General features: G+C 64.2%; 23 protein-coding genes and 1 tRNA gene. 12 read left to right on the forward strand and 12 right to left on the reverse strand.

All coding sequences use genetic code 11. From position 1 onward, the window contains the following. Window positions 1–196 precede the first annotated feature (196 nt). A complete protein-coding gene (locus tag HMPREF3166_RS03865; protein ID WP_070487766.1) occupies window positions 197–1462 on the forward strand; it encodes an aspartate kinase in 1266 nt (421 codons plus the stop codon). Window positions 1463–1500: 38 nt separating this feature from the next. Further along, complete coding sequence (locus HMPREF3166_RS03870; protein ID WP_070487767.1) at window positions 1501–2559, forward strand: aspartate-semialdehyde dehydrogenase; 1059 nt, start codon at window positions 1501–1503, stop codon at window positions 2557–2559. A 117-nt stretch (window positions 2560–2676) separates the two neighbouring features. Here HMPREF3166_RS03870 and HMPREF3166_RS03875 read toward each other — a convergent pair whose 3' ends face one another. Both HMPREF3166_RS03875 and HMPREF3166_RS03880 read right to left on the reverse strand, forming a co-directional pair. Further along, window positions 2677–3951, reverse strand: coding sequence for a ferrochelatase (locus tag HMPREF3166_RS03875; RefSeq protein ID WP_070487768.1), 1275 nt, complete (start codon window positions 3949–3951; stop codon window positions 2677–2679). 67 nt (window positions 3952–4018) lie between these two features. Further along, entirely contained in the window at window positions 4019–4648 is a 630-nt protein-coding gene (locus HMPREF3166_RS03880) for an RNA polymerase sigma factor (protein ID WP_070487769.1), read from the reverse strand. 81 nt (window positions 4649–4729) lie between these two features. Here HMPREF3166_RS03880 and HMPREF3166_RS03885 point away from each other — a divergent pair, with 81 nt between their 5' ends. Both HMPREF3166_RS03885 and HMPREF3166_RS03890 read left to right on the forward strand, forming a co-directional pair. Then, window positions 4730–6361: a catalase gene (locus HMPREF3166_RS03885; RefSeq protein WP_070487770.1), complete on the forward strand. Its 1632-nt coding sequence runs from the start codon at window positions 4730–4732 to the stop codon at window positions 6359–6361. A 114-nt stretch (window positions 6362–6475) separates the two neighbouring features. After that, window positions 6476–6901, forward strand: a complete 426-nt coding sequence (locus HMPREF3166_RS03890; RefSeq protein WP_035002883.1) for an organic hydroperoxide resistance protein — start codon at window positions 6476–6478, stop codon at window positions 6899–6901. Between the two features lie 70 nt (window positions 6902–6971). On the opposite strand, the gene HMPREF3166_RS03895 is transcribed toward HMPREF3166_RS03890, so the two are convergent. The 9 genes from HMPREF3166_RS03895 to HMPREF3166_RS03935 all read right to left on the reverse strand — a co-directional run bounded on the left by HMPREF3166_RS03895 (window position 6972) and on the right by HMPREF3166_RS03935 (window position 18607). After that, window positions 6972–7373, reverse strand: coding sequence for a Na+/H+ antiporter subunit G (locus tag HMPREF3166_RS03895; protein WP_070487771.1), 402 nt, complete (start codon window positions 7371–7373; stop codon window positions 6972–6974). Beyond that, window positions 7374–7652 carry a monovalent cation/H+ antiporter complex subunit F gene (locus HMPREF3166_RS03900; RefSeq protein WP_011274270.1) on the reverse strand — a complete coding sequence of 93 codons (279 nt, stop codon included), beginning with the start codon at window positions 7650–7652 and terminating at the stop codon, window positions 7374–7376. It lies immediately after the preceding gene. Further along, window positions 7653–8510, reverse strand: a complete 858-nt coding sequence (locus HMPREF3166_RS03905; protein WP_035008798.1) for a Na+/H+ antiporter subunit E — start codon at window positions 8508–8510, stop codon at window positions 7653–7655. Window positions 8511–8513: 3 nt separating this feature from the next. Next, the gene (locus HMPREF3166_RS03910; protein WP_070487772.1) at window positions 8514–10196 is read right to left on the reverse strand and encodes a monovalent cation/H+ antiporter subunit D family protein; all 1683 of its coding nucleotides are present in this window, start codon (window positions 10194–10196) and stop codon (window positions 8514–8516) included. Next, entirely contained in the window at window positions 10196–10768 is a 573-nt protein-coding gene (locus HMPREF3166_RS03915; RefSeq protein ID WP_070487773.1) for a cation:proton antiporter subunit C, read from the reverse strand. The genes HMPREF3166_RS03910 and HMPREF3166_RS03915 overlap by 1 nt, the downstream gene beginning before the upstream one ends. Next, window positions 10765–14064 carry a DUF4040 family protein gene (locus HMPREF3166_RS03920; RefSeq protein ID WP_070487774.1) on the reverse strand — a complete coding sequence of 1100 codons (3300 nt, stop codon included), beginning with the start codon at window positions 14062–14064 and terminating at the stop codon, window positions 10765–10767. The genes HMPREF3166_RS03915 and HMPREF3166_RS03920 overlap by 4 nt, the downstream gene beginning before the upstream one ends. A gap of 972 nt (window positions 14065–15036) precedes the next feature. Then, window positions 15037–15113: transfer RNA gene (locus HMPREF3166_RS03925), tRNA-Pro, on the reverse strand. Window positions 15114–15317: 204 nt separating this feature from the next. Continuing rightward, entirely contained in the window at window positions 15318–16322 is a 1005-nt protein-coding gene (locus HMPREF3166_RS03930) for a metallophosphoesterase (protein ID WP_371327257.1), read from the reverse strand. Window positions 16323–16351: 29 nt separating this feature from the next. Continuing rightward, the gene (locus HMPREF3166_RS03935; RefSeq protein ID WP_070487775.1) at window positions 16352–18607 is read right to left on the reverse strand and encodes a transglycosylase domain-containing protein; all 2256 of its coding nucleotides are present in this window, start codon (window positions 18605–18607) and stop codon (window positions 16352–16354) included. Window positions 18608–19055: 448 nt separating this feature from the next. On the opposite strand from HMPREF3166_RS03935, the gene HMPREF3166_RS03940 reads away from it, so the two are divergent. From HMPREF3166_RS03940 to HMPREF3166_RS03950, 4 genes are read left to right on the forward strand one after another with little or no spacing between them, the layout of a single operon-like run. Beyond that, window positions 19056–19430 (forward strand): WhiB family transcriptional regulator, encoded by a 375-nt coding sequence (locus tag HMPREF3166_RS03940; protein ID WP_070487776.1) that lies wholly within the window; start codon window positions 19056–19058, stop codon window positions 19428–19430. Window positions 19431–19447: 17 nt separating this feature from the next. Further along, the gene (locus HMPREF3166_RS10100; protein WP_011274258.1) at window positions 19448–19606 is read left to right on the forward strand and encodes a Sp36 family protein; all 159 of its coding nucleotides are present in this window, start codon (window positions 19448–19450) and stop codon (window positions 19604–19606) included. Between the two features lie 28 nt (window positions 19607–19634). Next, window positions 19635–20102 carry a RidA family protein gene (locus tag HMPREF3166_RS03945; protein WP_034984519.1) on the forward strand — a complete coding sequence of 156 codons (468 nt, stop codon included), beginning with the start codon at window positions 19635–19637 and terminating at the stop codon, window positions 20100–20102. Window positions 20103–20130: 28 nt separating this feature from the next. Further along, window positions 20131–20961: an MBL fold metallo-hydrolase gene (locus tag HMPREF3166_RS03950; protein ID WP_035002890.1), complete on the forward strand. Its 831-nt coding sequence runs from the start codon at window positions 20131–20133 to the stop codon at window positions 20959–20961. A 127-nt stretch (window positions 20962–21088) separates the two neighbouring features. Here the strand turns inward: HMPREF3166_RS03950 and glxR are convergent, their stop codons facing one another. Further along, complete coding sequence (glxR, locus tag HMPREF3166_RS03955) at window positions 21089–21772, reverse strand: CRP-like cAMP-activated global transcriptional regulator GlxR (protein ID WP_034984522.1); 684 nt, start codon at window positions 21770–21772, stop codon at window positions 21089–21091. A gap of 213 nt (window positions 21773–21985) precedes the next feature. Between glxR and nth the strand changes: the two genes are divergently transcribed. The 4 genes from nth to HMPREF3166_RS03975 are packed head-to-tail and all read left to right on the forward strand — an operon-like array spanning window position 21986 to window position 25613. Further along, window positions 21986–22783: an endonuclease III gene (nth, locus tag HMPREF3166_RS03960; protein WP_070487777.1), complete on the forward strand. Its 798-nt coding sequence runs from the start codon at window positions 21986–21988 to the stop codon at window positions 22781–22783. 9 nt (window positions 22784–22792) lie between these two features. Then, window positions 22793–23512: a TlpA family protein disulfide reductase gene (locus tag HMPREF3166_RS03965; RefSeq protein WP_070487778.1), complete on the forward strand. Its 720-nt coding sequence runs from the start codon at window positions 22793–22795 to the stop codon at window positions 23510–23512. Continuing rightward, window positions 23509–24399: an NUDIX hydrolase gene (locus tag HMPREF3166_RS03970; RefSeq protein ID WP_070487779.1), complete on the forward strand. Its 891-nt coding sequence runs from the start codon at window positions 23509–23511 to the stop codon at window positions 24397–24399. The genes HMPREF3166_RS03965 and HMPREF3166_RS03970 overlap by 4 nt, the downstream gene beginning before the upstream one ends. Beyond that, complete coding sequence (locus tag HMPREF3166_RS03975) at window positions 24396–25613, forward strand: MarP family serine protease (RefSeq protein WP_034984530.1); 1218 nt, start codon at window positions 24396–24398, stop codon at window positions 25611–25613. Before HMPREF3166_RS03970 ends, HMPREF3166_RS03975 begins: the two co-directional genes overlap by 4 nt. The last annotated feature ends 12 nt before the right edge of the window (window positions 25614–25625 follow it).

The raw sequence follows: 25625 nt of genomic DNA on the forward strand, positions 1-25625 counted from the left end.
CTGGGTACTTTATCGGACGCCGGAGGCTGCACCGGGTATTAGTCCGCGACGCGCGTGTTACGTATGTGACGCATGTGGTTTGCTGAAGAGGTGGCGTCATAAAGTAAAAAAGAGTTACGCGAACCCTAGCCCCAGGGAAACAGACAAAGTAGTCTAAAGTTTGATTAAGACTAGACCCGGAAGGTGGCAACAACCAGTGGCGCTCATCGTTCAGAAATACGGCGGCTCCTCGCTGGAAAGCGCGGAGAGGATCCGGCGCGTAGCCGAGCGAATCGTGGAAACCAAAAAGCAGGGCAACGACGTGGTCGTCGTCTGCTCCGCAATGGGAGACACCACCGATGACCTGCTGGAACTCGCCGAGCAGGTCAACCCAGTGCCGCCGGCACGCGAGATGGACATGCTGCTGACCGCCGGCGAGCGTATCTCCAACGCGCTGGTGGCCATGGCTATCGCCTCCTTCGGTGCCGAGGCGCAATCTTTCACCGGCTCGCAGGCAGGCGTGCTGACCACCGAGCGGCACGGCAACGCGCGCATCGTGGACGTCACCCCCGGCCGCGTGCGGGAAGCCCTGGACGAAGGCAAGATCTGCCTCGTCGCCGGCTTCCAGGGCGTGAACCGCGAGACGCGCGACGTGACCACCCTCGGCCGCGGCGGCTCGGACGCCACCGCAGTCGCCCTGGCAGCGGCACTCGAGGCCGACGTGTGCGAGATCTATTCTGACGTCGACGGCGTGTACACCGCGGACCCACGCATCGTGCCGGACGCCCAGAAGCTCGACACGATCTCTTTCGAAGAAATGCTGGAGATGGCAGCAGTCGGCGCGAAGGTGCTGATGCTGCGCAGCGTGGAATACGCCCGCGCGTTCGACGTGCCCCTGCGCGTCCGCTCCTCGTATAGCACCGACATCGGCACCCTCGTCTCTGGATCAATGGAGGATATTCCCATGGAAGAAGCAGTACTCACCGGCGTGGCACACGACCGCTCCGAGGCCAAGATCGCCGTTCTCGGCATCCCGGACTCTCCCGGGGAGGCAGCGAAGGTATTCCGCGCCATCGCTGAAGCCGAAATCAACATCGACATGGTCGTGCAGAACATCAGCAAGATTGACAACAACCGCACGGACATCACCTTCACCTGCCCGCGCACGGACGCCACCCGCGCGATGCAGCTGCTGAAGAGCATCAAGGAACAGAACGACTGGCAGGAAGTCATCTTCGACGACCACGTGGGCAAGGTCTCCCTGGTCGGCGCGGGCATGAAGTCCCACCCCGGCGTGACCGCCGACTTCTGCGAGGCGCTGCGCGACGCAGGCGTGAACATTGAACTGATCAGCACCTCCGAGATTCGCATCTCCGTGCTGATCCGCGACACCGACGTGGACAAGGCCGTGCGCGCCATCCACGAACGCTTCCAGCTGGGCGGCGAGAAGGAAGCCACCGTGTACGCTGGGACGGGACGCTAAAACAGCAGCTTAAGCAGATAGAAGAGGTAGATCCCCGAATGACCACCATCGCTGTCGTCGGAGCCACCGGCCAAGTCGGTCGCGTCATGCGCGACATCCTCGTCGAGCGGAACTTCCCGGCGGACAAGGTACGATTCTTCGCGTCCTCCCGCTCCGCGGGTAAGGAGCTGGAGTTCCGCGGCGAGCAGATCGTCATCGAGGACGTCGCAGCCACCGCCACGGAAGACCTGCGCGGCATCGACATCGCGCTGTTCTCCGCAGGCGGCGGAACCTCCCGCGAGCACTCCCCGCGCTTCGCCGAGGCCGGCGCCATCGTCGTGGACAACTCCTCGGCCTTCCGCAAGGACCCGGAAGTCCCGCTGGTCGTCTCCGAGGTGAACCCGCAGGACGTTAAGAACCCGCCCAAGGGCATCATCGCCAACCCGAACTGCACCACCATGGCCGCCATGCCTGTCATGGGTGCACTGCACAAGGCGGCAGGTCTGAAGCAGATGCACGTCAGCTCCTACCAGGCCGTTTCCGGCTCCGGGCTGGCCGGCGTGGACGCGCTGGTGCGCCAGGTGCTGGACAACCTGGTCGCCACCGAGAACACCATTGACGACGAGGGGCTGCGCAAGCTGGTGCACGACGGCTCGGCCCTCAAGGCCGGAGACCTGGGTCCCTACGTGGAGCCCATCGCCTTCAACGCCCTGCCGCTGGCTGGCAACCTGGTCGACGACGGCTCCGAAGAGACCGACGAAGAGCAGAAGCTGCGCAACGAATCCCGCAAGATCCTGGGAATCCCCGAGCTGCGCGTTGCCGGCACCTGCGTGCGCGTGCCCGTCTTCACAGGCCACACCATGACCATCCACGCGGAATTCGACCGCGAAATCACCCCGGACACCGCCCGCAAGCTGCTGGCCGAAACCCCGGGCGTGAAGGTCGTGGACGTGCCCACCCCGCTGGCTGCCACGGGCATCGACGAGAGCCTGGTCGGCCGCATCCGCCAGGATCAGACCGTCGACGGAAACCGCGGCCTGGTGCTGGTCGTCGCAGGCGATAACCTGCGCAAGGGTGCCGCTCTGAACACCATCCAGATCGCGGAGCTGCTGGTCTAACCGCACCCTGCTGCACCGCGCCCGAGCCAAACGGCGGTCGCGGTGTCTAGCGCTGCGCCGCGGTACGCCAGCGCCCCGTGCGACCGACCGGGTCGCCGGGCCTTTACGCCCCCGCCGCTAGGCCTCGCTACCGCAGCACCCCGGCGCACACGGCTTGCCGTTGAACGTGCGGCCGAAGTCCGGAACCGTCGCCAGCTCGCCGACCACCTTCGCCGCCAAATCGCGCGCGGCCTGCTGATCTTCAGAGAGGTCGGCGCTGGGGGCGTCAGCACCAACAACAAGGTCAACCACCATCTCTGCGAAACCGGCGGTCAAACCCGGGGTAGCAACGCGCATGAAGGGGATGCCCGCCTTTGCGGCGGCATCGCGGGCCTCAGTATCCAGATCCCACTTGACCTCCATGTGGTCGGTGATGAAGCCAACCGGGCACAGCACAATTGCGCGCTTGTTGCCGGCCTCCGCGCGCGCCTCGATGTGGTCGCACACGTCCGGCTCCAGCCACGGCACATGCGGCGAACCAGAGCGCGACTGCCACACCAGCTCGACGTCCAGGTCGGTGCCGGTACCCACATCCACACCCACAGTCTCACCCGTGTGTGCAGGCCCATCCCCGCGGCCGCCGACGTTCTCGTGGCGGGCCAGCCGGCCAGTCCAGCCGTAATCCGCACCACTACCAGGGTTGTTAGCGAAGCTGCTGGCCTGCTGGATCAAACGCGAGGCATCAAGCACCTGCTGGGAGTACAGATTCCCGCCGAACTTGTGCGGGCCCGCCGCCTTATCCGCCACCGTCGGCACCGAGTGCGCGGTGAAAACCAGGTCGGCCTGCGCGGCGGTCTCCTCGCCGTGCTCGGCACGCAGCTGCTCGCGCGCCGCATCCACGGCCTGGGCAAACTCCGCGATGAACGTCGGGTGGCGGTGAAACTGCGGCAGGCGCTCCACCTTCGGCGCCTCCAGGCCAGCCTCCTCGCACGCGACGATGGCGCGGCGCAGATCCTCCTGATACTGCGAGCAGCCTGAGTAGCCGCCCCAGGCGCTGGTGGCGAAGACGTATACGTGGCGGATGCCATCGCGGGACATCTGCTGCAGTGCGTCCTCCACATAGGGCTCCCAGTTGCGGTTGCCGAAGTACACGGGCAGGTCGATGTCGCGCCGGGTCAGCTCAGCTTCGATGTTGCGGATCAGCTGCTTATTCTGGTCGTTGATGGGGGAGCGGCCGCCGAGTGCAAAATAGTGCTCGCCGACCTTCTCCAAACGCTCGCGGGGGATGCCGCGGCCGCGCGTGACGTTCTCCAGGAAAGGCACCACGTCCTCGGCCTTCTCCGGGCCGCCGAAAGACAGCAGCAGGAGGGCGGAATTGGGGGCGATAGCGGGGGTTTTAGCGCTCGTGCTCATATTCACCAGCCTAGCCCGTCGGCCCTGTTGTTCCTTAAACGCGCCGTCGCACGTGGCTGCACCCGGGTTAGGCCACCCCGAAGCGGCGCTTGTTCTTTGTTGTCTTTTCTTTCTTTGTGACGCCACCCTGTCCCTCGCCAGCCATCTCAACCAAGTCGGCGCGGGCGCGGGCAACGCGGGAACGGATCGTGCCCACGCGGACGTTAGCGATCTTCGCGGCCTCGGCGTAGGTGTAGCCCAGAACCTGCGTGAGGATCAGAGCCTCGCGGCGTTCCGCCTCCAGCTGGTCGATGAGGGCGCGAGTGTCCACCCACTCGGCCCAGCTTTGCCCGCCAGTGGTTTCGGCGGCGGGGGTGGCGCTGGTGGCGTCCTCAATCTCCGTGGCGGAACTGCGGGGGCGGGCCATATCGTGGCGCACGCTATCGACCCACACGCGGCGGGCGAGGGAGAGAATCCAGGTGCGGGCCGTGGAGCGGGCGGCGAAGCGCGGCAGGGCGCTCAATACGCGCAGGTAGGTCTCCTGGGTGAGGTCGTCCGCGCGGTCGGTATCGGCCAGGTGAGCCAGCAGGCGCCACACGTCGTCGTGCGTGGCGGAAATGAATTCTGTCAACGCCTGGCGGTCGCCACTGGCGGCGCGCAGGGCAAGGTCGGTCACGGCGGCATCGTGCGCCTGACTGCTGGTTGCCTGGCTGGTCATGGACAAAGCCTAACACGCGGGTGTGGAGATTCTGGCAAGGTGGAATGCATAGCCAAAGCTATTAGGTATCTGGAGGTACCCATGACTGCTACGAATAATGACGGCACCAATAACGACCCAATCACCACGGCCAAGGACGTCGCCTCCCGCGGCGTGTGCCCCTACTCCGGGGCGTCGACGAACGTGAACGGTTCCCCGGTCAGCACCGAGGAGCACTCCGCGACCGTGGGCCAGCAGGGTCCGCTGCTGCTTTCCGATGTGCACCTGGTGGAAAAGCACGCGCACTTCAACCGCGAGCGCATCCCGGAGCGCAACGTGCACGCCAAGGGCTCTGGCGCCTTCGGCGAGCTGACCATCACCGAGGACGTCTCCAAGTACACCAAGGCGGATCTGTTCCAGCCGGGGCGCGTGACCCCGATGCTGGCCCGCTTCTCCACCGTCGCGGGCGAGCAGGGCTTCCCCGATGCGGTGCGCGACGTGCGCGGATTCTCGCTGAAGTTTTACACCCAGCAGGGCAACTACGACATCGTGGGTAATAACACCCCGGTGTTCTTCCTGCGCGATGGCATTAAGTTCCCCGACTTCATCCGCTCCCAGAAGCGCCTGGCGGATTCCGGCCTGCGCTCCGCGGACATGCAGTGGGATTTCTGGACCCGCTCCCCGGAGACCGCACACCAGGTGACCTACCTGATGGGCGACCGCGGCATCCCGACGGACTTCCGCCACATGGACGGCTTCGGCTCCCACACCTACCAGTGGATCAACGCCGCCGGCGAGCGTTTCTGGGTGAAGTACCACTTCAAAACCCGCCAGGGCTGGGATTTCTACACCGACGACGAGGCCGCCAAGGTCATCGCTTCGGGCAACTTCGATTCCTCCCGTCAGGATCTTTATGACGCCATCGAGCGCGGCGATTACCCGACGTGGGATGTGAAGGTGCAGATCATGCCTGTCGCCGAGGCGCAGGACTACCGCTGGAATCCGTTTGACCTGACGAAGACCTGGTCGCAGAAGGATTACCCGCTGATTCCGGTCGGCCACTTCACGCTGAACGAGAACCCGCAGAACTTCTTCGCTCAGATTGAACAGGCCGCCTTCGCACCATCGAACCTGGTGCCGGGCATTGGGCTGTCTCCGGACAAGATGCTGTTGGCTCGTGCCTTCGCCTACGCCGATACGCAGCGTTACCGCCTGGGCGTGAATTTCCACCAGCTGCCTTCCAACCGTTCCGTCGTGGCGGAGAAAAACTACTACACCGCCAAGGACGGCGCGGGTAACCAGGAGTTCCCGCCGGCCGGCACCCCGGTGTACTCCCCGAATCGCTTCGAGCGCGGCGAGGGCACAAACGACGTCAACGACGGCTCCGGTGCCGTCGAGCAGGGCGTGGCCGCCGGTGAGTCCCAGTACGGCTTCGGCCGTGGCCAGGAATCCGCCGTGACCGCCGCTGAGGAGCTGGGTCTGTTCGACGATCTGCACGGCACCGACCTGACCCGTGGAGCTTATGTCCGCCACCCGGAGGACGACGACTTCATCCAGGCGGGGCAGCTGGTGCGCGAGGTTCTGGATGACGCCGCCCGGGAGCGCCTGGCAAACAACATCGCAGGCGCGATGGACGGTGTGTCTGACCAGGTGGCTGAGCAGTGCTGGACCTACTGGGGCAAGGTCGACGAGAACCTGCGCGACCGGGTGAAGGAAATCTTCACCGGCAAGTAGCCGCCACTGGCCGCAGCGCGGCGCCCACCGGTTCGCGTAGGCTGGGCGCCGCAACGAATCAAACAGCAACTAACGACGACCAACGACAGTTTTGGCGAAAGGATTGGTTCACTCATGAGCGACGCACTGTACACAGCAAAGGCACTTTCTACCGGTGGCGGCCGCGATGGCCACGTCGCCACCGACGACCGCCAGATCGACCTGGACGTTCGCCCGCCGAAGGCAATGGGAGGCTCCGGCGAGGGCACGAACCCGGAGCAGCTGGTCTCTGCAGGCTGGGCCGCCTGCTTCAACGGCGCCCTGCAGAAGACCATCAAGGAGGCTGGCGTGGACATGAGCCAGTCCCCGGAGGTCGCCGTCGAGACCACCCTGAACAAGGTTCCGGAGGGCTTCCGCCTGTCCGCGAAGATCACCGCCACCGTCTTCGGCGTGGATCAGGCCAAGGCCGACGAGCTGGTCGCAGACGCCCACGCATTCTGCCCCTATTCCAAGGCAATGCGCGGCGAGATCGACGTTGAGGCCGTCGCCGTCGTCGGCTAGTTCCGCTGCTAAAGCAGAAACGAGTCCGCTCCCACCAAGGAAGTGGGGGCGGACTCGTTTTCTATTGGCGCTACTTGGGCTCTTTCGCCTTCTGACCACCGGACAGCGGCACAGTGTGATCCCAGTGCGTCGCATGCAGCGCGCGGCCCATCACGTATGAACCGACGGCGCCGATCACCAGCAGCGCAGTGATGGCGACGATTGCGCGGATCAACTCGCCCAGAACAAACCCTTCCGTCGACCAGGAGTAAACCAGGTTGGCGCTGATCAGCAGGGGAAGCCCCACGCCGACAGCTGGACCGACCATGTTGACCTGACTGATGGCGTCCGGAGCAAGGTACATCGCGCGGGCAGAAACAAAGATGAAGATCGCCCCGAGAATGGCGAGCACACCCGCGGTAATCGCGCCGAGCCAACCCGGCTCGCTGAACTCGACCATTTCGCCGGCGGCGGCGAGAATTGTTGTGGACATTTAGCGCCTCCCTCGAGAAATGATGCGGGCATAAGCGATCGTCGACAGCGCGCCGAACAGGCCGGCGAACAGTGCGACCTCATAGGTGATCGCCGTGCGGTGGAAGATCGAATAACACAAAAACAGGCCGGCCATCGCCATAAACACCATGTCGGAAAGGACGGCGCGGCGGGCGTCATTATGCGTAGAAACAGCGCGCCACAGCACCGTAAACAGCGCGACAACAACAATGGCGGCGGCGATGCCCACCAGGATATTTAGTAGGTCCCTGGGCTCCATCTACTTGCCTTCCTTCGGGTTGTTCTTCGGATACAACGGGTCGTACAAGGTCTCTCCCGGTTTGGTGCGGCCTTCCTGGTCGGGTTTGGACGCCCCCAGGTTGTCCCCGCGGAAAGTATCAATATCGGGGGTTGCATTGGAGATGCGGGCCTTGGCGCGCTCGGCGTTTCGGCGGGCGATCTCGTAGCGCTCCTTGCGATCCATGTCGCGCACGTCGGAGGGGTTCTTCTCCTCCTCGTCGGACTGCAGGATCGCGGCGACGAAAGCGGCGGCGTGCGGGGTGGAATCCACCTTCTCCACGTCGAAGACCGTCTCGTCGGATGCGCGGCCACCGCGCGAACCGCGGAAGCCACGCGGGCCTGGGCGGCCCTTCTCCACCAGGTACTGCACGTCGAAGTGCAGCGGCTTATCCTTCACCGACGGGGCGAGGTGCTCCTCCATGTCCGCCAGGCTGGCCAGGAGTTCTTCCGGGTCCGCGCCGTACATGGCGTGTACCGCGAGGAAGCGCTGGACGTGGTCCAGGCCGTGGGTGTTGAACTCCGAGCGGGCCACGGCGAAGGCATCCTTAGAGCTGCGCTCGCCGGCGGCTGCGTCGTAGTCGACCTCCTTCGGGCCGGTCACGCCCAGGGACAGCGTGCCGGGGGTCATGGTGATCGAGGCGATGAGGGCCGCGATGTCCCGCTCGCTGGTCACGCGCAGCGGGTAGTAGATCACCACCGGCGCGATGTTGCGGCCGGTGCCGAGGGTATCAGTCGCCATGACGACCGACTCCTTGACGATCTGCCCGACCAGCCAGGTGGCGTACTTCAGCGCGTGGCCGGTGGACTTCACTGCTTGGACAATACTGAACTTTGCCATGGCTTAGCGATCCTTCCCGTCCTGAGCCTGCTGTTCCTTGCTTTCGCGTTCGGCATGCTCCCTGTGGGTGTCATCGTTCGTAGTACTACGCGCACCGGCAGGAACATTATCCAATCCGCTCGGGCCGGGCGGCAGGACCGCGCCGACGGCCTCATCCGGATCGCCGAGGACTGCCTCGACATAAGCGGTCGTGTCGGTCAGATTATCGGCGGCCTTGTTGACCTGCTGGAAGACCGGCCCGGCGCCGATGAACATGCCCACGGAAATCAGCATCATGACTGCGGACGGCCACACGTAACGGCGCGGTACGCGCAGCTCCGGGTCGGCCTCGTTGGCGTTCATCTGACGGCCCCAGAACACCTCGCGCCACACGTAGATCATGGAAACCAAGGCGCCGATGGAGGAGACGATGATTGCGCCGATGGCCAGCCAGGTCTTCCACGTGCCGCCCTGAGCCACGCCGAAAACTAGAGCCAGCTTGCCCCACAGGCCGGAGAACGGCGGCAGGCCGACGATTGCCAGCGCACCAGCCGCGAAGACGACCGCGACGAAGCGGTCGCGGCGCATCAGCCCGGAGAGCTTGCGCACGCGGCCCGAACCGTAGGTCTCCTCGATCGCGCCGGAGGCCATGATGAGGGATCCGGCGACGATCATGTGGTGCAGCATGTAGAACAGTGCTGCGCTGAGCATGAGACGGGCATCGTTGCTGAGGAAAGCCAGTCCAATCAGCATGAATGGGATGCCGTTGACCATCTGGTAGGCGATCACGCTGCGCATCGTGGTTTCGCCCAGGCCGGCGAAGCCGCCGATCAGCATGCCCAGCACTACGATCACCAGGATTGCCCAGGACCAGGCGGGGTCGCCCTCGAAGATGGTCAGGTACACACGGAAGATCGCGTAGATGCCGACCTTGGTGTGCAGGCCGGAGAACAGCGCCATCACGGCCGGGGAGGTAGACGGGTAGGCGCGCGGCAGCCACGTGTGAACGGGCGCCACGCCCGCCTTCACGGCCAGCGCCAGCAGAACCACGCCCAGCGGGACCACTAGCTGCCACTGGTTGCCGAAGACTCCTTCGGCAAACTCGGTGCCGCGGGGTCCGGCTGCACCCGCCAGGGCGGCGAGGTTGGTGGTGCCCACCACGGCGTAGACCAGTACCACGCCACTCAGCAGCACTAGGGAGGTCACCAGGTTCACGATGATGAACATCCTGCCCGCCGCCAGGCGAGCCCACGTGCCGGTCATCGCCAGCAGGCCGAAGGAGGGCATCAGCATGACCTCGATGAACACGAACAGGTTGAACAAGTCCGCGGTCAGCAGCGCACCCCACACGCCGCCGATCAGCATGAGCGTGAGGGCGGGGTAGAAGCGGGCGCGCGTCTCGCCGACGACGTCGGCGAACCAGTTGGCGATCAGGGCGACGACGGAGGTCGTCAGGATCATGACGCCCGCCAGATTGTCGGCGACCAGCGGGATGGAGATGCCGCCCACGAACCCGCCGACGTTATCGACCAGCACCGTGTTCGGCTCGTTGACCTGCACCAGCACCCAGATGCCGCCGACGATGCCGAATGCCGGCACCAGCAGGCCCAGAGCGCGGCGGAGGCTCATCCACGGAGCCATCGCGGCAACGGCCGCAGCCAGCAGCGGGACGGCGATAAACAGACTGAGGAGGGAACCTTCGGTCATTACTTCTGCGCTCCCTTCTGATCGTTAGCACGTGCCTTGTCGGTGGGGCTGGCCGAGCCGGCAGACTTCGCTGCATCGGCGGACTGTGCGGCGGCTTCGTCCGGGCCGTCCTCGTCGGTGGTGGAGTGGACTTCCGTGTAGTCGTTCGCGCCGAGTTTCTTCTCCTCGTGCTCCTTGACCACACCGCCGTGGGCCTTGGCTTCCTCGTAGTTCTTCCAGCCCATCGTCTGCAGGGTGCGCAGGCGGCGGGAGGCGGTCTCCACGTCGTCGCTGCCGAATGTGTCGTCGTCGCGGCCCAGTGCGGCCATGGCCAGCATCACTGCGGTGGAGGCCATGGAGATCACGATTGCCGTCAGCACGAACGCCTGGGGCAGCGGGTCGGCGGCCTGCTCGGGGGTGGCGCGGTCCATCAGCGGATCCATGCGCCACGCGCCGATGCCAGCAGCGAGGATCAGGAGGTTAACCGCGTGGCTCATCAGCGTGATGCCCATGATGATGCGCAGCATTCCGCGCTGCATCACCAGGTACACGCCGCCGCCCATCAGGATGGCGATGATAGCTGCGATGATCACTGGTTCTCTCCCTTCTCCTCGTGCTGTTCTTGCTGTTCGGTGTTTTTCTTAGCGACGCCATCAGGCTCCGCTGCCTTAGCCTCAGCTCCGTCCTTGACGCCCTTCACCGGCGCGCGGGCCGCCTCGCGCTCGGCCCGGTGGGCCTCTTCCTCCGCCTTCGCAGCAGCGGAGACCTGGGAGGGGTTGAGCGGGATGTTGCTGCCGCCGACAGTCACAGCCACAGGCGAGGGCTTCTTGGCGGGATCCGCCTTGCCCTCGATGGGCGTGGGGCGCTTGCCCTTGGAGTTCGGACCCATCTTCTGCGTGGCAGTCTGGGCGCGGAACTTAGACTTCAGCGTTGCCGGGTCTGTACCCGGGCGCTCACGGCCGCCCATCTGGTTGATGACAATGACCACCAGGCCGAGCACTGCCAGGTACACGCCGCCGTCGAAGATCAACGAGGTGGATACGTGCTGGCCCAGAACATCGGCGTGGATTGGGGAGAGGAAGCCGTCCTTGAAGTAGCCGATCAGGCCGGTGATCAGCGCCATCGCTACGCCCGCGCCGACGAAGGTGTAGGCCACCTGATCGGTGAAGATCTTCTTGGCCCGAGCCTGCGCCAGGTAGTACATAAAGATGCCGCAGGCTGCGATCAGGGCGGCGACGAAGCCGCCGCCGGGGGACTGGTGGCCGCGCCAGAACGTGGCGGCGGACAGCAGCGCCAGAATCGGGATCAGCGGGTACATCGTCATCCGCGAGTTAATGGAGTTCAAGTGCGTGGAGCGCAGGTACTTGGAGTAGAACGGCGCCAGCTCCGGAACCTTGTGTACATCCGGGAAGCGGGTGGAACCCGGGGCGCGGAACAGCTCCGCGGTGGAACCCGGGCCGTAACCCGGAACCGGGGAACGGGGGATGGACTTGATCAGTGCGGCGATGACGATGCCCGCCATGCCCAGCACCGTCAGCTCGCCCAAGGTATCGAAGGCACGGAACTCCACCAGGATGACGGCGACTACGTTATTGCCGCCGGAGATCTCCGGGGTGTTCTCCAAGTACCACTGCGCGATCGCAGGCTTCTCGTGGCGGCCGATGAGCAGCCACACGCCCAGGAAGGTAACCACGCCGACCAGCACCGCCAGAACTGTGGCGAAGCGGGTACGGTTTGCGCCCTCGCGCAGGTACAGGCGCGGCTGGTGGCGGATCACCAGCATCATGATGACGACCACGCAGAACTCGACCAACAACTGGGTGGTGGCCACGTCCGGTGCGCCTAGTGTCAGCATGACCCAGGAAACGCCCACGCCGACCACACCGACCAGCACCACGGAAGCCAGGCGCGAGCGAGTACCAATCATCACGAGCACACTCAAGCCGATAATCACCAGGCCAACGAGGTCCACGATGCTGTCGATCCCCTCGACACGCGGCGGCAGATCCGCCAGCCCCTCCAGGCGACCCGGCCCCAGCAGGGAGAAGCCCGCCAGCACAATCAGCGAGGCGAAGATCCACACCACGTGCCGGTTGGGGTTCACAGAGTTCGCCAGGCGGCCAAACGCACGGCCCACCTTGGTCGAGCGTTCGATGAATGCGGAGATCATCTCCGCGCCCGTTGCCACCCCGAGACGCTTGCCCTCGAGCGGCTGGAGCAGAGGGCGTCGATAAATAACAACAATGACGCCCGCGACCAGCACCGCGAGAGAGATCCAGAGCGCCACAGTCAGGCCGTGCCAGAGCGCCAGATGAGTGTGCGCGTCGCCCAGACCCGTGGCGTAAACCACGTGATCGAGAGTCTCGTCGAACACGCCCAGGAACGCGACACCCGGCAGGGAAAGCACGCCCGGCAGCACCGCCGGAATCCACAGGTTCGCCGGAGCCTCCTTGACGTGCGAGACATCCTTCGGTCCATCGACGAACGCACCCAGAACGTAGCGCGCGGAGTACACGAAAGTGGCCAGCGCGCCGATGCCAGCCGCGATCAGCAGGGCGATCACGCCGGCATTGTTAAACGGCGCCTCCTCAAACGCGGTGAGCATGCCCTCCTTCGACACAAAGCCGAAGGTCGGGGGAATAGCAGCCATTGACGCCGCCGCGATCACAGCGGACACAAAAGTAAAGGGCATCTGGCGCCACAGCGGACCCAGGCGACGAATGTCACGCGACCCGGCCTGGTGATCCACCACGCCGGCGATCATGAACAGCGAGGACTTAAACAGCGCGTGGGCGGCCGTGTGAACCAGCGCGGCGCTGATGGCGAAGGGAGTGCCCACGCCAATGGTGGCGACGATCCAGCCCAGCTGGGAGACCGTGGAGTAGGCCGTGAGCTTCTTCAGATCCGTCTTCTGGATGGCGAACACGGCGCCCATGATGGCGGTGGTCATGCCGATGACGATCAGCAGGACGTGCCAGGCCATCACACCCTCGAACAGGCCGGAGAAGCGCAGCAGCAGGTACACGCCGGCCTTGACCACGGCGGCGGCGTGCAGGAAGGCGGAAACCGGGGTGTCCGCGGCCATCGCCTCCGGCAGCCAGAAGTGGAAGGGAATCTGCGCGGCCTTCGAAAACGCGGCCAGGGCGATGAGGACTGCGACGATGGCCAGGCGGACATCTTGGCCCTCCCAGGCGGGGGAGTGCAGCATCGCCGTGAGGTTCGTCGTTCCCGTGGTGATTACGCCGATGGCCAGGGCCGCCAGCAGGAACAGGCCGCCGACGAAGGTTAGGAGGAGGGTGCGGATGGAGCCGGCCTCGCCGCCGGAGCCCGAGCGGGCGATGAGGAAGAACGAGGCCAGGGAGACCAGCTCCCAGCCGATGAACAGCAGGGCAACGTCGTCGGCCAGAACCAGCAGGAGGACTGCCAGCATGAAGGAGGTCATGAGCACGTAGAAGCTCATGATCTTGTCGCCCTTGTGCAGGTAAGCGGCGGAGTAGATGAACACGACGGCGCCGATGAGCAGCGCCAGGAGGGTGAAGAACAGGCCCAGGGAGTCCATCTTCAGGGCCAGCTCTAGCCCTCCTTCGCTGGCAGCGCCCGTGCCCGCTGCTCCGCCTGCCACACCTGCACCGCTGCCGGCTGCGCCCGCACCGCTGCCTGCCGTGCCCGCTGCTCCGCCGGCGCCGGTGAGGAAGCCTTTGATCCAGGTGATGGACCAGGTGGCTGTCTCTCCGTTGAGTATCGGGTCGGCGTGCTTGATCACATATCCTGCGAGTCCCAGGAAGGTCAGGCCTAAGGGCCAACCGGCGTTTCGATCAAGTGTTTTGACCAGCAAGGGAACGAGGATGAGCGCCACCGCGACGGTGACGGGGATGGCAAGGAGAGCCACGTTGGTTCAACACCCCAATGTTTCTATAGTTGTTCGATCACCTTGAATATTCACTGAATAACCACGTACGACATCACGCTGCCGTCGCGAAGCGACGACCTCACGGAGCCGTGCTGAGCTCCGACATCAGAAGGTCGTGCTGAGCCGAACTAGATCGCGGGCCCAATGAGGCCTGAAGGTGTCAAAGTTATTCAAGTGATCCACTGGGGTGCCGGCAAAATAATTCCGGTCCATCACGACGCGACGTGATCGGAATAGTTATACGACGGTCACAGTTTATCAGGCGCCCCTTAGGACTGTTCAGGGTGCTTGGCCTGGCGCCCGAATGAGCAAGGCATTTGTCGGGGAGGTGCCGGCTGCGATTCTGGCTGCAGTTCTGGGTGCGGTTCTGGGTGCGGCGCGCAAAACGAGGGGGCGCTAAATGAGGAGCGCGCTGGGTGGTGCTGGGTGGTGCTGGGTAGGGCGCTGGGTGATGCTGGGTAGGGCGCTGGGTGAGACTCTGGAGCTCTGAGTGAGGTGAAATGTCGTTAGAACGGGAATACGTGGTCTGCGGTGGTTCAAATAGGGTCGCACCGGGCTCAAAAGGCTCTCGATGGCGGTGAAATGTCGTTAGAACGGGAATGCGCGCAAGAGGTTGATGGGCATCAAAAAATGAAAACGCTCTGACCTGTACTTTTGCAAACTTGCAAATCAATGTCATTAACGTATTCCCGTTCTAGCGACATTTAGGCCCAGCGGAGGGGCATGGGCGGCAGCGCCCGGCAGAGTATTCTCGTTCTAGCGACATTTAGGCCCAGCGGAGGGGTATGGGCGGCAGCGCCCAGCGGAAGGGGTTGGCTGAGGCGCGCTAAACGAGGCGCGCTAAATGAGGGGTGCGCGCTGGGCGGGGTGCTGGCTGCAGCCCGCCGGGGTTCCCAGGTTCCCGGCAACGACGAAACCCGCTAGCACCTTTCGGTGCCAGCGGGTTCTAGTTGGTCGGGATAACAGGATTTGAACCTGCGACCCCCTCGTCCCGAACGAGGTGCGCTACCAAGCTGCGCCATATCCCGGTCTGGAGCGGCACGTTAGTTTTGCGAACTGTGCAAAGCCAACGGCTGCAACTCGAATTACTATAGCCCGCACAGGGGGCATTTTTCAAAATGGCAGCGTATCGGGCCTTTTGGTGCCCCAGCAACCCCGTCGTCCTCGCGGGAACCAGCCAGGACTACCCAGCAACCCCGCCACCCTCGCGGGAACCAGCCAGGACTACCCAGCTACTCCGCCGGCTTCTCCACGATGTGGATCAACGTCGCCGACGGGCGGCAGAAGATGCGGAAAGGCACGTACTTAGAGCTGCCTAGCCCGTTGGTCACGTGCAGCCACATGCGCTCGGTCCAGCGGGAAAGCCCGCGCGCCCGGCTCCTGTCGATGCCGCAGTTCGTCACAATGGCACGCCCACCCGGCAGGCACAGCTGCCCGCCGTGCGTGTGACCGCTCAGCACCAGCTGGTATCCGTCGGCGGCGAAGCGGTCCAGAACGCGCGGTTCGGGGGAGTGGCTCAGTCCGATGGCCAGGTCGGCGTCATTATTAGGGTGCCCCGCGATCCGCGAGTAATTGTCCAGCTCATGGTGAGGGTCATCCACGCCCGCGATAGCCAGCTTGATCTTCGACGGGCTGGTCAGCGAACCAGTCGCCGCGGGGTCGATGGCGAACTCGACGGTGGCGTTCGAGGCATCGTGCCAGCCGCGCTCGATGAAGGCCGCGCGCATCCCCTTCCATGGCAGCTGCACCTGGGAGGGCTTGCGCTTCTTGCCCAGCAGGTAGATGAAGGGGTTCACAGGGCGCGGTGCGAAATAGTCGTTGCTGCCGAACACAAACACTCCGGGGCGTTCCAGCAGTGGCTCGAGCGCGCGGAGCACTCCCGGCACGCCGTCCTTTTCGCCGAGGTTGTCGCCCGTGTTGACCACCAGGTCCGGGTCCAGGCGGTCCAGCGCGGCGACCCATTCCTGCTTTTGCTTCTGCTTGTCCAGCATGTGCAGGTCGCTGACGTGCAGCAGTCGGAAGCTATCCCAATCGTCGGGTAGCGTGCCGGGCTCAAGCAGCGGCACGGTTACCTCGTGTAGCTGGAACTTTAGGGTTTCTTTGTATGACGCCGCAGCGACCGCCGCGCCGGCCACCCCAATTCCGAGCGCGCTTTTCAGCACGTTGGCGGGAGTGAGCAGACGTTTGCGGGCCTGGGCTGGGGAGTTCGCTGGGGAGTTCCGACGATTGTTCTTCACGTTCCCCAGGGTATCGCTTCGCCCGCGGGTTAGCGGAGCTGATTCAGGAAGTCATCGAGGTCGGCGAGGCCGCGGCGGATCTCCGGCGGGAGGTCCAGCTCCCCTTGGCCCTGCGGGGCCTGCGGGGCGGGCGCGGAGTTGCCGCCACCCGGGGCGCCACCACCCGATCCGCCGGTGGACGCGGGCGCGCCCCACTTGCCGGGGTTCGTACCAGCGTCGTACTTCTTGTCGTAGGAGGGCAGCTTGCCGCCACCGTACTTCTTGATCATTGGCTTCGAGGCCTCGAAGAAAATCTGTGCGGGCTCATTACCGCCGTAGAGGTTGCCGTTGCCGCATTGGCGCACGGGCGCGGTGCACAGGTTCTTGGCGGTGCCACCGTCGTTAAAGATGTAGGAGGATCCGGCCCAGCCGGAGGTGAAGCCCAGGAACGCGGCGGAGAAGCTGGTTTCCGTCGTACCCGTCTTGGCGGACAGCGGTCCGCTCCAACCCGCCGCGCGGGCAGAAGCGGAGGCCGTGCCCTGCTGCACGTCGCTGCCCAGGCCGTTGGCCAGTGCGTCGGCGATCTTCTTGTCGATGGCCTGCTCGCAGTCCACCTTCTCCATCTCCACGTCCTCGCCGTTGCGGTCCTTCACGGACAGCACGGGCGTGGGTTCGCACCAGCGCCCGTGGTCGGCCAGGCTGGCGGCGACGTTGGAAAGCTCTAGCGGGTCGACGGCCGTGGGGCCCAGCACGAAGGAGCCGAGGTTGTTGTCCTTGACGTACTCCTCCACGGAGTTCTCGCCGTCGAAGCTGCCCTCGTTCTTGTAGGAACGCAGACCCAGCTTGATGGCAATGTCCGTGATGCGTTCCATGCCCAGCTTCTCCGCCATCTCGATGAAGGGAGTATTCGGGCTGGTCGCCAGCGCTTCCTTCAACGTCATGTTGGGCTTGTAGGAGCCCGCATTTTCCACGCAGTACTTGTTCGGCGGGCAGCCGGGAGCGCCGCCTGCACCCATGCCTTCAACTTCGGCGCGGGTGGGCACGGCGAGGTTGGTGTTGAGGCCCATGCCGTCTTCCAGCGCCGCCGCGGCCGCGAAGATCTTGAACACGGAGCCGGCGCCGTGCCCCTGCAGCGAGTGGGGCAGCGGCAGCACGGATTCCCGCTCGTCCTGGCTCAGGCCGTACTTGCGCGAGGAGGCCATGGCCAACACCTGATGCTTGCCACCCTTGGGCGTGATGTAGTTCGTCGCGGCGGATACGCCCTCCTGGTCCGGGGAGACCTTGCTGCGGGCGGCCGTCTCCGCATGCTTCTGCGCCTGCGCATCCAGCGTGGTGCGGATGGTGTAGCCGCCCTTGGCCACCTCGTCCTTGGAGATTCCCTTCTTGTCTAGGTACTCCATCACGTAATCGCAGAAGAACCCGGAGCCACCGGCGCCGATGCAGCCGTTGGCGGGAACCTTCGGCTCCTCCAGCACGCCCAGCGGCTTGCTCGCCAGCTCATCCGCCTTGGCCTGCGAAAGGCTATCCGCGTTCACGCGCGCCTGCAGCACGGCATCGCGCCGCTGCTTCGCACCCTCCGGGTTGGTGTACGGGTTCAGCGCGCTGGTGGATTGCACGATTCCGGCCAGGAAGGCCGCCTGATTGTCGTTCAGATCCGCCGCGTTCACGCCGAAATAGGTTTGCGCCGCGGCTTGCACGCCGAAGGCGCTGTTGCCGAAGGAGACCAGGTTCAGGTAGCGCGTCAGGATCTCGTCCTTAGTCAGCTTTTCGTCCAGGTCGCCGGCCATCTTCATCTCGCGCAGCTTGCGGGGCAGCGAAGTCTCGATGGCCTGGGCGGCCTCGTCCTCGTTCTCCGCTTCGATCAGCCATAGGTAGTTCTTCACGTACTGCTGGTTGATCGTCGACGCGCCCTCCGAGACCCCACCGCTAGAGACGTTCGCCGCCGCCGCGCGCAGGGTGCCGCGGATATCTACGCCTTTGTGCTGGTAGAAGCGCCGGTCCTCGATGGCGACGATGCTGTCCTTCATTGCCTGGGAGATCTTGTCCGAGGGCACTTCAGTGCGGTTCTGGTTGTACACCCAGGCGATTGTCTTGCCGTCCCGGTCGGTGATCCGCGAGCGCAGCGGCACCGAGTTGTTCTCGGAAATGTCCTGCACATTGGAGTTCATCGCGTCCGTGCTGGCGTTTACCACCCAACCGCCCGCGCCCGCGAAAGGCAGGATGGCGGCGGCTAGCAGCACGCCACCGGCCAGGATGGCGAGGAAAAGTTTCAGAAATGCCTTCGGTGCGTCCACGGCTATCACCATAACCCACGCCCCGGACAACCCTTTAGCCTTTTTGCCCTTTCTTTGTGACGCCCACACGCCAGCCAGCGGGGGTGATCACCCCCTTTGCAGACCTGTGCACCTTTAGTGGAAAAGATTTGCTCTGGCGTTGGTTTGGGAAAAGTTCCGGCTGTGACGCGCAACACGATTTTCTGATGGGCTGACCAGCGGGATCGTGAGGGCGTCAAAAAGAAAAGGTCGTGGGGCGGGTAGCAGATCTACAGTTTTCGCTGGTCAGTTGAATCCATACTTAATAAATGTCGCGTGGCTATCAGTTACCCCCAAAATGTGACCTATTCGACACTTCTAAAAACGTGTGAATAAAATTACTACTACAGCAAGCCTCTACGGCAGTTGGCGGTACCAAACGACAACCGACGCACAAGGCGCGAGGGCCGCCCCTGCTGGAGGCACGTTTCGGAGGAAGACAATGACTGCATCGCTTGCCCGCACGAAGGTGACCGGCGGCTCCAAGCCGACCTGCCAGCCTGCTGAACAGATCACGACCCGCGAGTCCTTTAGCAATCGTGGCGAGTGGATCACTCAGGCACACTGCCGCAACGTGGATCCGGACGAGCTCTTTGTAAAGGGTGCCGCCCAGCGCAAGGCCGTGGCCATTTGCCGCCACTGCCCCGTCGTGCTGCAGTGCCGCGCCGACGCCCTGGATAACAAGGTGGAGTTCGGCGTGTGGGGCGGCATGACCGAGCGCCAGCGCCGCGCGCTGCTGCGCAAGCACCGCGAGATCACCAGCTGGGCAGACTTCTTCGCAGGCCAGCTCGAGGCTGCCAGCGCGGCAAAGAAGTAACCATTACAGTAGTTCCCATGACTAACTGGGAATACGTAACCGTACCGCTGCTCACTCACGCTACTAAGCAGATCCTGGATAACTGGGGACAGGATGGCTGGGAGCTCGTCTCTGTACTGCCCGGCCCGACTGGTGAGCAGCACGTTGCCTACATGAAGCGCCCGCTGGAGCAGTAGGGCAAAAGAGGCAACAGAAGTAATAAATATGGCACAGCAGAACTTTCGCCAAAAACTAGAAGAACTCGGCCTGCAGCTGCCGCCGGTAGCAGCACCCGTCGCCGCCTACGTGCCGGCCGTGCGCAGTGGCAACATCGTCTACACCTCTGGTCAGCTGCCCTTCGTGGACGGCAAGCTGCCCGTCACGGGGCTGGTCGGCGCTGAGGTGACCGAGGAACAGGCTTATGACGCCGCCCGTACCGCCGCGCTGAACGCCATTGCCGCGATCGACGACCTGGTGGGGATCGATAACATCGAGCGGATCGTGAAGGTCAATGGATTCGTTGCCTCCACCGCAGACTTCGGCGGGCAGCCAGGCGTGATCAACGGTGCCTCCGAACTATTGGGAGAAATCTTCGGCGAAGCCGGAGTGCATGCCCGCGCCGCAGTTGGTGTGGCCGCGCTGCCGCTGAATGCCCCCGTAGAGGTAGAGATCGTCGCGCAGATCAGCGCATAATTTCGCGGTTCGATCTACACTGGGAGGCATGAAGCACCCCGCTTATAGTCAACTACGTCCAGTAACCCCGAACGTCGGCGTCGTTCTCGCGCCGAACCCCAGCTACGCTGCCCTTGAGGGCACGAACTCCTGGGTGATTAGGGGAGAAAACGACAAAGTATCCGTTGTGGTGGATCCGGGTCCGCAGGACGAGGGTCACCTGAATGTGCTGAACACCAAGGCTACCGAGGGTGGTGCGGAGATCGGCGTTGTGTTGCTGACCCACCGCCACGCTGACCACGCCAACGGTGCTCAGCGTTTCCGCCAGATCTCTGGCGCGCCGGTGCGCGCCTTCGATAAGCAGTACTGCATCGCAGCCGACGAGCTGGAGGACGGGGAGATCATCTCCTTCGAGGGGCTCACCCCCACCATCGAGGTCGTCCACTGCCCGGGCCACACCTCCGACTGTGTGTCCTTCTTTATCCACTCCAACGGCGGCACCGACGATTCCGACGTGGAAGGCATCATCACCGGCGATACTCTCGCCGGCCGCCACACCACCATGATCTCCGAGACCGATGGTGACCTGGGGGCTTACCTGGAGACCCTCGCCAAGCTGCGCGAGCGCGGGCAGGACAAGCCGCTGCTGCCCGGCCACGGCCCGGACCAGCCGAACTTGGCGGAGGTTGCACAGAAGTACATCGATCGCCGCGAGCAGCGCCTGGAGCAGGTTAAGGAAGCCCTGAAGAAGCTGGGCGATGACGCTTCGGTGAACGAGATCGTCGATGAGATCTACACGGACGTGGATCCGGTGCTGCGTAACGCCGCGGCACAGTCCACCCGCGTGACGCTGCGCTTCCTGCGCGGAGACAAGGATTAGTGCAGACTAGCGGAGAGGCTACAGCCGACTGAAAAAGCCCGCACCAGCTGGTGCGGGCTTTTTGTGTGCCCTCTATATCTCTACCCGGAGCGTGCAGTTCTAGCGCTGCCCAAAGTGGCGCGCCGCTCTAGCGAGCGCGCTTGGCCAGGCGCTCGGTATCGGAGATAAGCACGGACTTGCCCTCCAGGCGGATCCAGCCGCGGTGGGCGAACTCTGCCAACGCCTTGTTCACGGTCTCACGGGAGGCGCCAACCAGCTGGGCGATTTCCTCCTGAGTCAGGTCGTGGTGCACGCGCAGAGCGGTGCCCTCCTGGGTGCCGAAACGGTTTGCCAGCTGCAGCAGGGCCTTGGCCACGCGGCCGGGAACGTCCGTGAAGATCAGGTCCGCCAGGGAATTATTGGTGCGGCGCAGGCGGCGAGCCAGCACACGCAGCAGCTGCTCGGCGATCTCCGGGTGCTCGCTGATCCAGTTGTGCAGCATTGTGGAGTCCATCGTCGCCGCGTGCAGCTCCGTCACGCAGATGGCAGACGAGGTGCGCGGGCCCGGGTCGAAGATGGACAGCTCGCCGAACATATCGGAGGGGCCCATGACGGTCAGCAGGTTCTCGCGCCCATCCACCGAGTGGCGGGCGAGCTTCACCTTACCGCTGATGATGATGTACAGCCGATCACCTGGCTCGCCCTCGTCGAAGATGGTGGTGCCACGAGGAAATTTAACGGTATCCAGTTGCTCAATGAGGGTGCGCACTGCGGTGGGTTCAACACCCTGGAAGATGCCTGCCCTCGATAGTATTTCGGATACTTCTGCCATCCTTAGTTTCACTTCCGTTTCTGGCATCGCGGTGGCGCGGGTGACCACCTCACCTGTGTAGCGTGCATCACGCTAAATATGTATGGTTCGTCTCTTTTGTTAGATCATACCCAACTATGTCACAGCACAATTCGGGGTGAAGGTACATTTGAAAATATTATTAGCTGCCGCTTTTGCTCGCAGAACTTCTTTTTCGTCGAAGTGGAAGGTTCTATGACTCGCCAACCAACCCTGCCTCGCATCGGCGCTCACATCGCCGCGAACGGCAAAGAAACTCCGCTGGGCCGCAAACGCCGCGCCCGCAAGATCAATCGCATGCTCGCCGAGGCCTACCCGGGCGCACACTGCGAGCTGGATTTTAACAATCCCCTCGAGCTGCTGGTGGCTACCGTCCTGTCCGCACAGTGCACCGATAAGCGCGTCAATGCCGTAACCCCGGCACTGTTTCGCCGCTATCCCACCGCCGCCGACTATGCGGAGGCGAACCTCGAGGACGTCGAGCAGCTCATCAAGTCCACCGGCTTCTACCGTTCGAAGGCCAAGAGCATCGTGGGCCTCGGCCAGGCCATCGTGGAGAAGCACGGTGGCGAGGTCCCCGGCACGCTCGAGGAGCTGGTGAAGCTCCCCGGCGTGGGGCGCAAGACCGCAAACGTGGTGCTGGGAAACGCTTTCGGCGTGCCGGGCATCACCGTGGATACGCACTTGGGCCGCCTGGCCCGCCGCTGGAAGCTCACGGAGCACGAAGACCCAGTACAGGTCGAGCGCGACCTCATGGAGCTCATCGAGCGCAAGGAATGGACCCTCTATTCCCACCGGGCGATCTTCCACGGTCGCCGAATCTGCCATTCGCGCCGGGCGGCCTGTGGAGCCTGCTTTTTGGCGCGGCAGTGCCCTAGCTTCGGGATGGCGGGGCCGGCTGACCCTGAGGTGGCGTCAACAATGATTAAGTCGGACGACCGCGACCACCTGTTAGATATGGCGGGGTTTGGGGAAGCAGGCCAGGGAGACTGATTTCCTGTTATGTCTGCACCTGTCGAACACTCCGCCCGCACGCGCGCGATCATCATCGCGGTCACGCTGGTTGTTGGCATTGCGATTCTTTGCGTGCCGCTGATTGCCGCGCTGCGTGATGATTCTGCGGACGATGTAGGTGCGCCTACTTCTTCTGTGGAGGAGGACGCCCCTTCGGCCCCAGCGGACGACGGGCCTATCGAGGTAGCGAACGAGGTCCGCTGCCCAGAAGGTGCAGGCGCGGGCGCGAGTGAAGGTGAGGGCGAAGTCACTGTGAGCCCCGAGGCGGAGCTGAAAGACGTGCACCTTCCCTGCCTGACAGAGGGCGGTACAGGCAGTGCAGGCAGCGCAGGCGCGTCGCAGACCTCCCTGGCCGAACGCCTGGCGGGCAAGCCTGCGGTCGTGAACGTCTGGGCCTGGTGGTGCGCCCCCTGCCGTGAGGAACTGCCGGTGGTACAGCAACTCGCCGAGCAGAACCCCGAGTGGAATGTCGTGGGAGTGCACCTGGATGCCAAGGGCCAAGCCGGAGCGGACATGCTGCGCGACCTGGAGGTGGATAAACTGCCCAGCTTCCAGGATTCCAACCACACTTTCGACTCCGCGGCGAACCTGCCGAAGGTGGTGCCGCTGACTGTGGTCTACAACCCGGACGGCACCCGCGCGCACCTGTACGCGCAGACCTTCCACAGCGCCGAGGAAATGGAAAAGGCGGTGCAGGAGGTTCTATGACCAGCTCGAGTTCCCAGCCGAACACCCACCTAGACCGGTGGCTTGCACGCATGCAAAAGCAGCCAGAACTGCCTTCCAACCTGCCCGAATGGCTGCACGACTTCGCCCGCGACTGCCGTGAGGTGGACATCCACCAGTACCTCAACGACTCCGCCCGGATCGTGCCGGAGGTCGACGAGCACGGCCGCCCGCCCCGCTACTCGGCGGTGCTGATTCTTCTTTCTGGTGACGCTACCTTCTCCCGCCCCGCCGGAACCACAGGCAGGCAGTCCATCCCCACCGACGCAACCATGCTTCTAACCCACCGCGCGCCGACCATGCGCAACCACAGCGGACAGGTGGCCTTCCCCGGCGGGCGTTTGGAGGAAGCCGACGCTGGGCCGGTGGAGACCGCCCTGCGGGAGGCCGAGGAGGAAACGGGGCTGAACCCGGACACGGTGGAGCCGTTTGCAGTGCTGCAGCCGATCTACATTGATCGCTCAAATTTCGCAGTGGTGCCCGTGGTGGCGTGGTGGCGTCAACCCCATGCGGTAAGCTGCCCTACAACCGAAAACGACTGGGTCGAGCCCTACCCCCTGGGCGAGCTGGTAAACCCGGAACGGCGCTTTGAGGTGGGCTTCGCCGGCTGGCGCGGACCGGCCTGGAACCTGCACATCGGTGAGGAAAACCCGCTGGTTCTGTGGGGCTTCACCGGCGGGGTGATCAGCGCCCTGCTGCGCCGCGCGGGCTGGGAGGAACCGTGGTCCAGCGGCGGCGATAGCGGTGCCGAGGGGCCGTGGAACCTTTTCGAAACGCTGGCCGGCTCCGCCAATGGCGAGGCGCTCGGCGATATGCGGGAAGGGTTCGACAGGGCCAACAAGATGGGCAGGAACGGAGGCGCACCATGAGCGGAGCTACGGGGTCGATGATCCTCGACATTGTGCTGGTGTTCATCTGCCTTGGCGCGGCGATCTCCGGATTCCGGCAGGGCGGGTTTAGCGCCACGCTGAGCTTCGTCGGGGTGGCTCTGGGCGGCTACTTGGGTCTGAAGCTGATCCCGCTCGCCGTGCACTTTGCCGAGGACAAAGTGCCTGATAGCGCCAGCGCACGCTTCTTCGCAGCACTGCTCACCGTGACGGTCGTCGTGGTGATCTGCTACGCCATCGGCTCCGGCTTTGGCGCGAAACTGCGGGATAATATCCGCACGCGGGAGGCTCTAAGGGCGGATTCCGTCGTCGGTTCCATCGTGCAGGTTTTTACAACGCTGCTGATCGTGTGGTTGATCCTCGTGCTGATCGCCACCGGGAACGTCGGCGGCTTCGGGAAGACGATCAAGGGAAGCAAGATCCTCGGTGCGGTGGGCAACGCCGCCCCGGTGTGGTTTAAGCAGCTGCCCGCGCAGACCTCGCAGCTGATCAACGACTCGGGTTTCCCGATGATCGCCGACCCGATGGAGAACCTGCCCACCGCGGAGGTCGATCCGCCGGACAACGCCCTGATGCGTTCCCCGGCGGTGCAGAACACCCGCGACAGCGTGCTGCGCGTGGTTGGCCAGGCGGAACAGTGCAGCCGCATGCTGCAGGGCACCGGCTGGGTGGTTGCCGAGGATACGGTGATGACCAACGCGCACGTGGTGGCCGGAACTAACGAGGTCACGCTGATGACGAAGGACGGCCCGCGCGAGGCACGGGTGGTGTACTACAACCCGCAGGTGGACATCGCCCTGCTCCGCAGCGAGAACCTGCCCTTTGTGCCGATGAAGTGGGCAGAAGGCGAGGGGCAGCAGGGCCAGGATGCGATCGTTATGGGCTACCCCAACGGCGGGCCGTTTAAGGCCACCCCTGCGCGCATCCGCGAGAAGTTCGTGGTCAGCGGACCAAACATCTACGCGGATGAGCGGGTGGAGCGCGAGGCGTACTCGCTACGCGGCTCCGTGGTGCAGGGCAACTCCGGCGGCCCGCTGATCGACAAGGACGGCCACGTGCTGGGAGTCGTGTTCGGTGCCGACATCAACGAGGAGGATACCGGCTACGCCCTGACCAGGGAAGAAGTCATGAAGCACGTCGGGGACGTGACCTCGCACCAGGGCAGTCCAGCGACGGGCGCTTGTGTGGCGGACTAGCGACTAGAGACT

Source organism: Corynebacterium sp. HMSC08A12 (assembly GCF_001807485.1).
Taxonomy (GTDB): domain Bacteria; phylum Actinomycetota; class Actinomycetes; order Mycobacteriales; family Mycobacteriaceae; genus Corynebacterium; species Corynebacterium evansiae.

What these genes read in the sequence shown, in the direction of transcription:
- HMPREF3166_RS03870 (WP_070487767.1), top strand. Translation starts at nt 1,501, where the DNA reads ATGACCACCATCGCTGTCGTCGGAGCCACCGGCCAAGTCGGTCGCGTC.
- HMPREF3166_RS03875 (WP_070487768.1), bottom strand. Translation starts at nt 3,951, where the DNA reads ATGAGCACGAGCGCTAAAACCCCCGCTATCGCCCCCAATTCCGCCCTC.
- HMPREF3166_RS03880 (WP_070487769.1), bottom strand. Translation starts at nt 4,648, where the DNA reads ATGACCAGCCAGGCAACCAGCAGTCAGGCGCACGATGCCGCCGTGACC.
- HMPREF3166_RS03885 (WP_070487770.1), top strand. Translation starts at nt 4,730, where the DNA reads ATGACTGCTACGAATAATGACGGCACCAATAACGACCCAATCACCACG.
- HMPREF3166_RS03890 (WP_035002883.1), top strand. Translation starts at nt 6,476, where the DNA reads ATGAGCGACGCACTGTACACAGCAAAGGCACTTTCTACCGGTGGCGGC.
- HMPREF3166_RS03895 (WP_070487771.1), bottom strand. Translation starts at nt 7,373, where the DNA reads ATGTCCACAACAATTCTCGCCGCCGCCGGCGAAATGGTCGAGTTCAGC.
- HMPREF3166_RS03900 (WP_011274270.1), bottom strand. Translation starts at nt 7,652, where the DNA reads ATGGAGCCCAGGGACCTACTAAATATCCTGGTGGGCATCGCCGCCGCC.
- HMPREF3166_RS03905 (WP_035008798.1), bottom strand. Translation starts at nt 8,510, where the DNA reads ATGGCAAAGTTCAGTATTGTCCAAGCAGTGAAGTCCACCGGCCACGCG.
- HMPREF3166_RS03910 (WP_070487772.1), bottom strand. Translation starts at nt 10,196, where the DNA reads ATGACCGAAGGTTCCCTCCTCAGTCTGTTTATCGCCGTCCCGCTGCTG.
- HMPREF3166_RS03935 (WP_070487775.1), bottom strand. Translation starts at nt 18,607, where the DNA reads ATGGTGATAGCCGTGGACGCACCGAAGGCATTTCTGAAACTTTTCCTC.
- HMPREF3166_RS03940 (WP_070487776.1), top strand. Translation starts at nt 19,056, where the DNA reads ATGACTGCATCGCTTGCCCGCACGAAGGTGACCGGCGGCTCCAAGCCG.
- HMPREF3166_RS10100 (WP_011274258.1), top strand. Translation starts at nt 19,448, where the DNA reads ATGACTAACTGGGAATACGTAACCGTACCGCTGCTCACTCACGCTACT.
- HMPREF3166_RS03945 (WP_034984519.1), top strand. Translation starts at nt 19,635, where the DNA reads ATGGCACAGCAGAACTTTCGCCAAAAACTAGAAGAACTCGGCCTGCAG.
- HMPREF3166_RS03950 (WP_035002890.1), top strand. Translation starts at nt 20,131, where the DNA reads ATGAAGCACCCCGCTTATAGTCAACTACGTCCAGTAACCCCGAACGTC.
- glxR (WP_034984522.1), bottom strand. Translation starts at nt 21,772, where the DNA reads ATGGCAGAAGTATCCGAAATACTATCGAGGGCAGGCATCTTCCAGGGT.
- nth (WP_070487777.1), top strand. Translation starts at nt 21,986, where the DNA reads ATGACTCGCCAACCAACCCTGCCTCGCATCGGCGCTCACATCGCCGCG.
- HMPREF3166_RS03965 (WP_070487778.1), top strand. Translation starts at nt 22,793, where the DNA reads ATGTCTGCACCTGTCGAACACTCCGCCCGCACGCGCGCGATCATCATC.
- HMPREF3166_RS03970 (WP_070487779.1), top strand. Translation starts at nt 23,509, where the DNA reads ATGACCAGCTCGAGTTCCCAGCCGAACACCCACCTAGACCGGTGGCTT.
- HMPREF3166_RS03975 (WP_034984530.1), top strand. Translation starts at nt 24,396, where the DNA reads ATGAGCGGAGCTACGGGGTCGATGATCCTCGACATTGTGCTGGTGTTC.